This is a genomic window from Mesorhizobium sp. M4A.F.Ca.ET.022.05.2.1 (assembly GCF_003998845.1).
Classification (GTDB): domain Bacteria; phylum Pseudomonadota; class Alphaproteobacteria; order Rhizobiales; family Rhizobiaceae; genus Mesorhizobium.
Genome location: NZ_RZOJ01000243.1, coordinates 1 through 9,277, shown reverse-complemented (window position 1 = coordinate 9,277; position 9,277 = coordinate 1). Strand labels below are relative to the sequence as shown.

Annotated in this window: 9 protein-coding genes; 5 read left to right on the top strand and 4 right to left on the bottom strand. The window is 65.0% G+C overall.

All coding sequences use genetic code 11. The features are described 5' to 3' along the window. From EN745_RS22950 to EN745_RS22935, 4 genes are all read right to left on the bottom strand, one after another. Positions 1-281: cyclic pyranopterin monophosphate synthase MoaC (locus tag EN745_RS22950; protein WP_281034786.1), on the bottom strand; the 281-nt coding region annotated here is incomplete at its 3' end. Between the two features lie 2 nt (positions 282-283). Then, positions 284-1,096 carry an indole-3-glycerol phosphate synthase TrpC gene (gene trpC, locus EN745_RS22945; protein ID WP_127407715.1) on the bottom strand — a complete coding sequence of 271 codons (813 nt, stop codon included), beginning with the start codon at positions 1,094-1,096 and terminating at the stop codon, positions 284-286. A 4-nt stretch (positions 1,097-1,100) separates the two neighbouring features. After that, the gene (gene trpD, locus EN745_RS22940) at positions 1,101-2,111 is read right to left on the bottom strand and encodes an anthranilate phosphoribosyltransferase (protein WP_126054482.1); all 1,011 of its coding nucleotides are present in this window, start codon (positions 2,109-2,111) and stop codon (positions 1,101-1,103) included. Then, positions 2,108-4,000, bottom strand: coding sequence for a SurA N-terminal domain-containing protein (locus tag EN745_RS22935; protein ID WP_127422332.1), 1,893 nt, complete (start codon positions 3,998-4,000; stop codon positions 2,108-2,110). The genes trpD and EN745_RS22935 overlap by 4 nt, the downstream gene beginning before the upstream one ends. 145 nt (positions 4,001-4,145) lie before the next feature. Between EN745_RS22935 and tpiA the strand changes: the two genes are divergently transcribed. From tpiA to EN745_RS22910, 5 genes are all read left to right on the top strand, one after another. After that, on the top strand, positions 4,146-4,913 hold the full coding sequence (tpiA, locus tag EN745_RS22930; RefSeq protein WP_126054483.1) for a triose-phosphate isomerase: 768 nt from the start codon (positions 4,146-4,148) through the stop codon (positions 4,911-4,913). A gap of 161 nt (positions 4,914-5,074) precedes the next feature. Continuing rightward, positions 5,075-5,578 carry a preprotein translocase subunit SecG gene (secG, locus tag EN745_RS22925; RefSeq protein WP_126054484.1) on the top strand — a complete coding sequence of 168 codons (504 nt, stop codon included), beginning with the start codon at positions 5,075-5,077 and terminating at the stop codon, positions 5,576-5,578. A 213-nt stretch (positions 5,579-5,791) separates the two neighbouring features. Then, on the top strand, positions 5,792-6,910 hold the full coding sequence (locus EN745_RS22920; protein ID WP_126054485.1) for a L,D-transpeptidase: 1,119 nt from the start codon (positions 5,792-5,794) through the stop codon (positions 6,908-6,910). A gap of 151 nt (positions 6,911-7,061) precedes the next feature. Continuing rightward, entirely contained in the window at positions 7,062-8,699 is a 1,638-nt protein-coding gene (locus EN745_RS22915; protein WP_127422331.1) for a CTP synthase, read from the top strand. An 11-nt stretch (positions 8,700-8,710) separates the two neighbouring features. Then, entirely contained in the window at positions 8,711-9,256 is a 546-nt protein-coding gene (locus tag EN745_RS22910) for a DUF1697 domain-containing protein (protein ID WP_127422330.1), read from the top strand. The last annotated feature ends 21 nt before the right edge of the window (positions 9,257-9,277 follow it).

Here is a 9,277-nt window from a genome sequence, read left to right as displayed (position 1 = left end):
GACGTGTCCGGCTCGATGTCCACCGAAACCTTGGTCAGGAGCAGCGGATGGCAGAGCGGGATCAGTTCATGCGCGCGTTTCGCCGCCATGATGCCGGCAATGCGCGCGGTGCCAAGCACGTCGCCCTTCTTGGCATCGCCGGCAAGGATCATCTCCAGCGTTTCGGCGCGCATCGAGACAAAACCCTCGGCGATCGCGGTGCGCACCGTCTCGGCCTTGTCGCCGACGTCGACCATGTTGGCTTCGCCCGAAGCGCCAAGGTGGGTGAGGGAGGTCGCCATGGTCAGAGCGCCTCGGCTGGCGCCCTGCCCGTGAGCAGAAGCTGCGTTGCGGCGGCCACATCGGCTTGCCGCATCAGGCTCTCGCCGACCAGGAAAGTGCCGATCTTGCACTTCTCCAGCCTGCGGCAGTCCTGATGCGTGAAGATGCCGCTTTCGCTGACCAGCAGCCGGTCGGCCGGCACCATCGCCGCCAGCCGCTCCGAAACGTCCAGGCTGGTCTCGAATGTCCTTAGGTCGCGGTTGTTGATGCCGATTAGCCGCGAGGAGAGCCGGAGCGCCCGCTCCATCTCGGCCTCGTCATGCACTTCGACCAGCGCATCCATGCCGAGTTCGAAGGCCGCAGACTCGAGCTCGCGAGCCATCGCGTCGTCGACGCTCGCCATGATGATTAGGATGGCGTCGGCACCCCAGGCGCGGGCCTCGAACACCTGATAGGCGTCGAACAGGAAATCCTTGCGAAGCGCGGGCAGGACAACGGCGGCGCGGGCGGCGGCGAGGAATTCCGGCGCACCTTGGAAGGACGGCTCGTCGGTCAGCACCGACAGACAGGCGGCGCCACCTTTCGCGTAGGCCCTGGCCAGCGCCGGCGGATCAAAATCGGCGCGGATCAGCCCCTTGGACGGGCTCGCCTTCTTGATCTCGGCGATCAGCCCGAAGCTGCCGGCCGCGCGCCTGGCTTCGAGCGCGGCAAGAAAACCGCGCGGCGCCTCGGCGCCATCTGCCCGCGCCTTGATCTCGGCCAGCGGCACGCGCCGCTTCGCCGCCGCGATCTCCTCGCGCTTGTAGGCTTCGATCTTGCGCAGGATGTCGGACAAGGCTCTACCCGTTCGAAATTTCGACCAGCCGGCCGAGCACCTGGAGCGCCCGGCCACTGTCGATCGCTTGCGCAGCGCTCGCCATGCCGTCGGCCAGCGTTGTTGCCTTGCCGGCCACCACCAGGCCGGCACCGGCATTCATCAGCACGGTGTCGCGATAGGCGCCCGCGGCACCTCCCAGCATATCGCGCAGCGCCTTGGCATTGTAGGCCGCGTCGCCGCCGCGCAACTCGTCCTTGGTATGGCGCTTCAGGCCGACCGCCTCGGGGGTGAGCGCGAAGGTGCGGATCTCGCCGCCGGCAAGTTCCGCCACCTGCGTCTCGCCGGTGGTGGTGATCTCGTCATAGCCGTCGCCGTGAACGACCCAGGCGTGCTCGGTGCCCAGCGCCTTCAACGCCTCAGCAACCGGCATGATCCATTCCGGCAGGAACACGCCGACCATCTGCCTGCTGACGCCGGCCGGATTGGACAACGGTCCGAGCAAGTTGAAGATGGTGCGCGTGCCAAGCTCGCCCCGGATCGGGCCGACATGCTTCATCGCCGGATGATGCGCCGGCGCGAACATGAAGCCGACGCCGGCTTCATGGATGCAGCGGCCAATCGTCTCCGGTCCGATATCGATCTTGACGCCGAGCGCGGTGAGCACGTCGGCGGCGCCCGTCAGCGAGGACAGGCCGCGATTGCCGTGCTTGGCCACGGGCACGCCACTTGCCGCAATGACGAAGGCGGAACCCGTCGAGATATTGACGCTGTGCGAATTGTCGCCGCCGGTGCCGACGATGTCGATGGCACCGTGCGGAGCCTCGACGCGCAGCATCTTGGCGCGCATGGTGGCGACGGCGCCGGAAATCTCACTCACCGCCTCGCCGCGCACGCGCAGCGCCATCAGGAAGCCGCCGATCTGGCCGGGCGTCGCGTCGCCAGACATGATGATTTCGAACGCCTCGCGCGCTTCCTCGAACGAGAGAGGGGTGCCTGCCGCCACCTTGGCGATATGGCTCTTCAGCGCGCTCATCGGGCCTGCGCCTGGGTAACGGCGGTCTGGTCGATGCGGACGTCGTATTGCGTTTGCAACTGCGCCACCAACTGGTCGAGCAGGTCGTCCGACATGCCGGCAGTGAACGATTTCTGCGCGTCGTCAGGCACGGAGCTGGCATCGGCGCCGGCCGGCTCGAAGACTTCAGCCACCTTGTAGAGGATCTGGCCGTCGCCGGTGGGCGAGGGGATCAGCCCGGTGCCGCCTTCGCCGACACCGAACATCTCGGCGGCGCCTTCCTTGCCGAAATCGGCGTCATCGGCTTCGCGCTTCAGGCCGCGCTTGGTCTGCTTCTCGAGCTTGAGTTCGCCAGCGATCACATCGAGCGTGGCCCCGGCCTTGAGCCGCTTCTCGAGCTCGTCCGCCTTGGCGGCAAGCCGCTTTTCCGTTTCCGCCGCCGTCCAGTCGGCCACCACCTTCTGGCGGACTTCATCCAGCGTGCGGTCGCGCGCCGGCGTGATCGATCCGACTTCGTAGAAGACGAAGCCGTTGTCGGCGGTGGTCAGGCCCTCATTCTCGGTGCCGGGCTCGGCGACGAACACCGCCTTGATGAGATCCGCCGACTCCGGCAGGTCCTTGACGATGGTGTCGTCTGGCCGCTGGCCGGTGCGGTCGATCGCGTCGACGGTGACGACCTTGAGCTTCAGCTTGGCGGCGGCGTCGGCAAGCGAACTGCCGGAAGCGCGCGTGTCTTCGTAGCTGTCGTGCACGTCGAGCAGGATGCGGCTGGCCTCGCCGAGCGCCAGGTCCTTGCGGATCTGGTCGGACACCTCGGCCAGGGGCTTCACCACCTCCGGCTTGATCTCGGTGACGCGCAGGAGCACCGAGCCGAAGGCGCCCTGGACGACGGGGCTGACCTCGTTGGCGGCGAGCTTGAAGGCCGCGTCGGCCACCGCCTTGTCGGCGATCTTGTCCTGGGCGAGCGTGCCAAGCAGCGTGTCGGCCTGGGTTTTGCCCTCGGCGGTGACGAGCTTGTCGAAAGTCGCGCCCGCTTTCAGCGAATCGAACGCGGCCTTGGCCGCGTCCGGCGTCTTAAACACCAGCTGCTCGATGGTGCGCATCTCGGGCGTCGTGTAGCGCCCCTTGTTCTTGTTGTAGTCGTCGCTGATCTGCGGATCGGTCACCGCGGTCGGGTCCATGATGTCCTGCGGTTCGAGCCTGACATAGGAGAACTTGCGGTATTCGGGCGCCGCATATGCCTTCTTGTTGGCGTCGAAATAGGTCTGGAGCACGCTGTCAGACGGCGCCTCGATCGGCTCGACCAGCGTCTTCGGCAAGGTCAGATAGTCGATGGTGCGATCCTCGCCGCGGTAGAGCGCGACCGCCTTGAGGAAGGTCTGCGGAGCCTTGAGGCCGTCCGAAACCGCCTCGACGATCTGCTGGCGCACCGCAACCTGGGCGCGATTCTTCAGATAGTCCTCGGGCCGCATGCCGATCTGACGCAGCAGGTATTCGAACGTCCTGCGGTCGAACTGGCCGCTTGGCCCCTTGAAGGCCGGATCCTCGCGCGTGAGTTCGGCGAGCCGGTCCTTGGACAGACCAAGTCCGAGCTTGCGGGCCTGCTCGTCGAGCACCGCGCCCGAAACGAGCTGCGCCAGTACCTGGTTGTCGATGCCGAGGGCCTGCGCCTGCTCGCGCGTGATGCGCTGGCCGAACTGCTGCGACATGACGCTGATCTGGCGGTCGTAGGCGAGGCGGTATTCGTTGATCGAAACCGCCGTGCCGCCGGCCGTGATCACGGAATGATGGCCGCCCAAAGTTCCCGACAGACGCCCCGAAATACCCCAGACGGCAAAGCTGATCACCAGCAAAGACAGCAACGCCTTCGCGACCCAGGTGCCCGCCGCGTTTCTCAAGATACCAAGCATGCCTACTTCCGATTTTTGCGCATTTTTCGTGCGCCCGAGTCTGAAACAAGCGCAATAGCGCCCTTCCGGTCCACTGTCGATTGCTTTGTGGCCTGATTTTGATAGTGAGTGCGCAAGCCAAATCTCGCCTGGAGAAGCAAAGCCCATGACGCCTGGAATCCGCCCGCTCGTTGCCGGCAACTGGAAAATGAACGGCACCAGCGCCTCGCTCAACGAACTGAGGATGATCGGCAACGGCTTCATGAGCGGCCTCGACGCCGAGACGGAGGCGCTTGTCTGCGTGCCAGCGACCCTGCTTTCGCACGCCGCCGAAATCCTCTCGCGCACCCCGGTTCGGGCCGGTGGCGAGGATTGCCATCCCAAGGAAAGCGGTGCCTACACCGGACGGATTTCGGCCGAGATGCTAAAGGACGCCGGCGCCAGCCACGTCATCGTCGGCCACTCCGAGTGCCGCGCCGATCTCAGCGAGGACGATGCCACCATCCACGCCAAGGCCTCCGCGGCATGGCGGGCCGGGCTGGTGGCTATCATCTGCATTGGCGAGACAAGGGCCGAGCGCGAGGCAGGCACGACGCTCGACGTGCTGTCGCGCCAGGTCGCCGGTTCGGTGCCGACAAGCGCCACTGCGGCCAACACCGTCATTGCCTACGAACCGGTTTGGGCCATCGGCACCGGCCTGACGCCGACCGCCGATGACGTCGCCGAGGCGCATGCGCACATCCGCGCAAAGCTGACGGAGCTGCTTGGCGGCGCGGCCGCAAAGATACGGATCCTCTACGGCGGCTCGGTCAAGCCGTCCAACGCTGTCGAGTTGCTCGGCGTCGCCAATGTCGACGGCGCGCTGGTCGGCGGCGCCAGCCTGAAGGCGGCGGATTTCCTCGGCATCGCCGAAGCCTATCTGAATATCTCCTAGTCGCGGAGCCAGCCGGCCGGCGCGGCCGAAATCGTTGCAAAGGGCGCATTGCTCCCCATATTCCGGCCACGGGCTTGGAAATGCCGCTAAAGCATTGTAAGGAGCCGCCTCCAAATCACCGGTCGTATCCGCGGCCGCGCAAGGCCTTGCCAGGATAAACTATGGAAACCGTACTGATCGTCATTCACCTTATGGTCGTGCTCGCGCTCGTCGGCGTGGTGCTGCTGCAGCGCTCCGAAGGCGGTGGTCTCGGTATCGGTGGCGGTTCCGGTTTCATGACGGCGCGCGGCGCCGCCAATGCGTTGACGCGGGCGACCGCGATCCTGGCGGCTGCCTTCTTTGCAACGTCTCTCACCTTGTCACTCGTGGCGCGCTACGGCGAAAAGCCGATCGACATCCTCGATCGCGCTCCGGCGTCGTCCAGCAACGCCGGCAAGGGCGTGCTCGACCAGTTGCCGGGCAACGCGCCGGCCGGCGCCACCGCACCGGCCGCTCCGTCGACCTCGACGGCGCCGGCGGCACCCGCCAGCGGATCGGCGACGCCGCCCTCATCGGGCAACGGCGCCGCGACGACAGCGCCTGCGCCGGCACCAGCGAATCCGGCCACCCCGCCGGCAGCCAACGGCGTCACCTTGCCGGTCACACCGCAGGTTCCGAACCAATAGCCCGGCAAGCTTATCGGGCCGCGATCTGTTGTCGTTTGATCACAGTCGCGGCAAATGCCGCACATTCACGAAGATTCAACCGGGCGTAGCCTGACGGCGCGCTTGAGGCGTCGTGGCCTGATCGATTATACATTGCGCGCGGCACTTTCGGCGTCCTTGGGGGGCGCCGGGCGACGCCGTGGCAACAAAGCATTACACGATCGGATCTTCGCCATGCAGCTTCGCAGCTTCATTTTCATGGGATTCTTTGCCGTGCTCGGCATGAGTTCCGCAGCCTTCGCCGGCACGCCGGCAAACATGGCCGCATCGCCATCAGTCGAGATAACCGGCGCCATCAATGTCGCCGTCAAAAGCGACGCAACGCAGCTGAAGCTTCTCAAGAAGAAGAAAAACCCGACTCCGGCCGATCTCGCCCAGATCAGCAAGCTCGAGGACAAGATCGCGGCCGACAAGGAAGCCGCCAGGACCAAGGCGCTCGAAGCCCGCAAGCTGGCGATGCGCGACGCAGCCAAGGCCAAGGCCGACGCGGCCCGTCAGGAATGGCTTGCAAAGAAGGGCCAGTCCGCCGCCGAGACGAAGGTGGCCGACGCCAAGCCCGGCAAGAAAACTGTCAAGATCATCGAGCCGATCGCGCCGGTCGAACCGATCCAGTCGGCCGAGCCGATCCCGGCCGAGGCGATGAATGTCGCGCTGACCGGCAACAATGGCGAGCTGCGCAGCGAGGCGCCCGGCCAGAAGCAGAGCAGCCGTGGCCTGTTCGCAGGACTGTTCGGCGGCTCATCGTCGTCATCGATCAGCTATCTGCCCGAGACGCGTGCCCTCGATTCGGCTCTCGCCAAGAAGGACGCCAAGAAGCCGTTCAAGGTGAAGCCGGAATTCGTGCCGCAGGACGTCACTTTCACCGGCTATGAGCCGGGCACGATCGTCATCGACACCAGCGCCCGGCGTCTCTACCTCGTCGAATCAGCCTTCACGGCGCGCCGTTATGCGATTGCCGTCGGCCGCGAAGGCCTGCAGTTCAAGGGCACGGTCGCTGTAGGCGACAAGCAGGAATGGCCGCGCTGGATCCCGACGCTCGACATGCAGAAGCGTGAACCGAAGCACTACGGCCAGTACAAGGACGGCATGCCCGGTGGCGGCGAGAACCCGCTCGGCGCGCGCGCTATCTATCTCTATGACGGCAAGAAGGACACGCACCTGCGCATCCACGGCACCATCGCGCCGCAGTCGATCGGAACCAGCGCCTCCAACGGCTGCTTCCGCATGATCAACGAGCACGTCATGGACCTCTACAGCCGGGTCAAGGTCGGCACCAAGGTCGTTATCATCTGAGGCTTTTGCCATCATGCCGAAAGGGCCGGCTCAGCCGGCCCTTTTGTTTTGACTGAAACTATTCCTTGCCCTTCGGGGCTTCGCGCCTTCTTGGGAAAAAGCCTTCGCGGCGGTTTTTTCTCTGGCGGAATCAATCCGGCCGCGTTAAGCGATGACTCCCATGGCGCGATATGTATTCATCACTGGCGGCGTGGTTTCCTCACTCGGAAAAGGCATCGCCGCGGCAGCTCTTGGGGCTCTCCTGCAAGCGCGGGGTTATCGCGCGCGCATCAAAAAGCTCGATCCCTACCTCAATGTCGACCCCGGCACGATGTCGCCGTACCAGCATGGCGAGGTGTTCGTCACCGATGACGGCGCCGAAACCGACCTCGACCTTGGCCATTATGAGCGCTTCACCGGCCGCTCGGCAAACCAGCAGGACAACATCACCACCGGCCGCATCTACAAGAACATCATCGAGCGGGAGCGGCGCGGCGACTATCTCGGCGCCACGGTTCAGGTCATTCCGCATGTCACCGACGAGATCAAGCATTTCGTCCTCGACGGCAATGACGACTACGATTTCGTGCTGTGCGAGATCGGCGGCACGGTCGGCGACATCGAGGCCATGCCGTTCCTCGAGGCGATCCGCCAACTCGGCAACGACCTGCCGCGCAACAACGCGGTCTATGTGCATCTGACCCTGATGCCCTACATACCGACCGCCGGCGAATTGAAGACCAAGCCGACGCAGCACTCGGTCAAGGAGTTGCGCGGCATCGGCATCGCGCCCGACATTCTTTTGGTGCGCGCCGACCGGCCCATCCCCAAGGAAGAGCGCCGCAAGCTGTCGCTGTTCTGCAATGTGCGCGAAAGCGCCGTCATCCAGGCGCTCGACGTGCCGCACATCTACGACGTGCCGATGGCCTATCACAAGGAGGGGCTGGATTCGGAAGTGCTCGCCGCCTTCGGCATTGATCCGGCGCCGAAGCCGCGCATGGAGCCCTGGCAGGCGCTCTCCAATCGCATCCACAATCCGGAAGGCGAAGTGACCATCGCCATCGTTGGCAAGTACACCGGCCTCAAGGATGCCTATAAGTCACTGATCGAGGCGCTGTCGCATGGCGGCCTCGCCAACCGCGTCAAGGTCAAGCTCGACTGGATTGAGAGCGAGATCTTCGAGAAGGAAGACCCGACTCCGTGGCTGGAAAAGGTGCATGGCATTCTGGTTCCCGGCGGCTTCGGCGAGCGCGGCTCGGAAGGCAAGATCCTGGCGGCGAAATTCGCCCGCGAGCGCAAGGTGCCTTATTTCGGCATTTGCTTCGGGATGCAGATGGCCTGCATCGAGGCTGCACGCTCGCTGGCCGGCGTCGAGCATGCTTCGTCGACCGAGTTCGGTCCGAGCGACGAACCGGTGGTCGGCCTGATGACCGAATGGCTGAAGGGCAACATGCTGGAGAAGCGCAGGGCAAGCGGCGATCTCGGCGGCACCATGCGGCTCGGTGCCTATCAGGCCGAGTTGGCCAAGGGGTCGAAGATCGCCCAGATCTACGGCGACACCCAGATTTCAGAGCGCCACCGCCATCGTTACGAGGTCAATATCGACTACAAGGAACGGCTGGAGGAATGTGGCCTGGTCTTCGCCGGCATGTCGCCCGATGGCGTGCTGCCGGAGACGGTCGAATACCCCGACCATCCCTGGTTCATCGGCGTGCAGTACCACCCGGAGCTGAAGAGCCGGCCGCTCGACCCGCACCCGCTGTTTGCCAGCTTCATCGAGGCGGCGATGGAGCAGAGCCGCCTGGTCTAGGGCGCGCGGCCATGCAGACCTATGTCGCGCTGCTCTACAGCATCATCCTCGGCGAGGGGCGGCGTGTGGTCATGGCCGACCTCAAGGCGATGGCGGAAGGCCTGGGCCTGAAGAACATCCGCACGCTAGTGGCGACCGGCAATCTGGTGTTCGAAGCGCGGCCGACCAAGGCTCCCGATCTCGAGCAACAGCTGGAGACAGCGTTCGAAAAGACCTTCGGCCGCCATGTCGACATCATCGTGCGCAGCGCCGACGACTGGTTGAAGCTTGCGATTGGCAATCCATTCCCGGCCGAGTCGGCGGATGCCGGCGACCAGGTCGCGGTGCGGGTGATGCGCAAGCCTGTCGCCGAGCACGCCATCTCTTCGCTTCAGGCCTACGCCGCCGAGGATGAGACGGTGCTTTTGGTCGACGGCGACATCTGGCTCGTGTTCTCACGCGAGCGGCCAAGCTCGCGGCTGCTTGCGGCCGCCAATCACAAGCGTCTCGGCATCGGCACCTCGCGCAACTGGAACACGGTGCGCAGGTTGGCCGAAATGGTAGGCAGTAGGCAGTAGGCAGCAGAGGAACCCTACTGC

What these genes read in the sequence shown, in the direction of transcription:
- trpD (WP_126054482.1), bottom strand. Translation starts at nt 2,111, where the DNA reads ATGAGCGCGCTGAAGAGCCATATCGCCAAGGTGGCGGCAGGCACCCCT.
- EN745_RS22935 (WP_127422332.1), bottom strand. Translation starts at nt 4,000, where the DNA reads ATGCTTGGTATCTTGAGAAACGCGGCGGGCACCTGGGTCGCGAAGGCG.
- tpiA (WP_126054483.1), top strand. Translation starts at nt 4,146, where the DNA reads ATGACGCCTGGAATCCGCCCGCTCGTTGCCGGCAACTGGAAAATGAAC.
- secG (WP_126054484.1), top strand. Translation starts at nt 5,075, where the DNA reads ATGGAAACCGTACTGATCGTCATTCACCTTATGGTCGTGCTCGCGCTC.
- EN745_RS22920 (WP_126054485.1), top strand. Translation starts at nt 5,792, where the DNA reads ATGCAGCTTCGCAGCTTCATTTTCATGGGATTCTTTGCCGTGCTCGGC.
- EN745_RS22915 (WP_127422331.1), top strand. Translation starts at nt 7,062, where the DNA reads ATGACTCCCATGGCGCGATATGTATTCATCACTGGCGGCGTGGTTTCC.
- EN745_RS22910 (WP_127422330.1), top strand. Translation starts at nt 8,711, where the DNA reads ATGCAGACCTATGTCGCGCTGCTCTACAGCATCATCCTCGGCGAGGGG.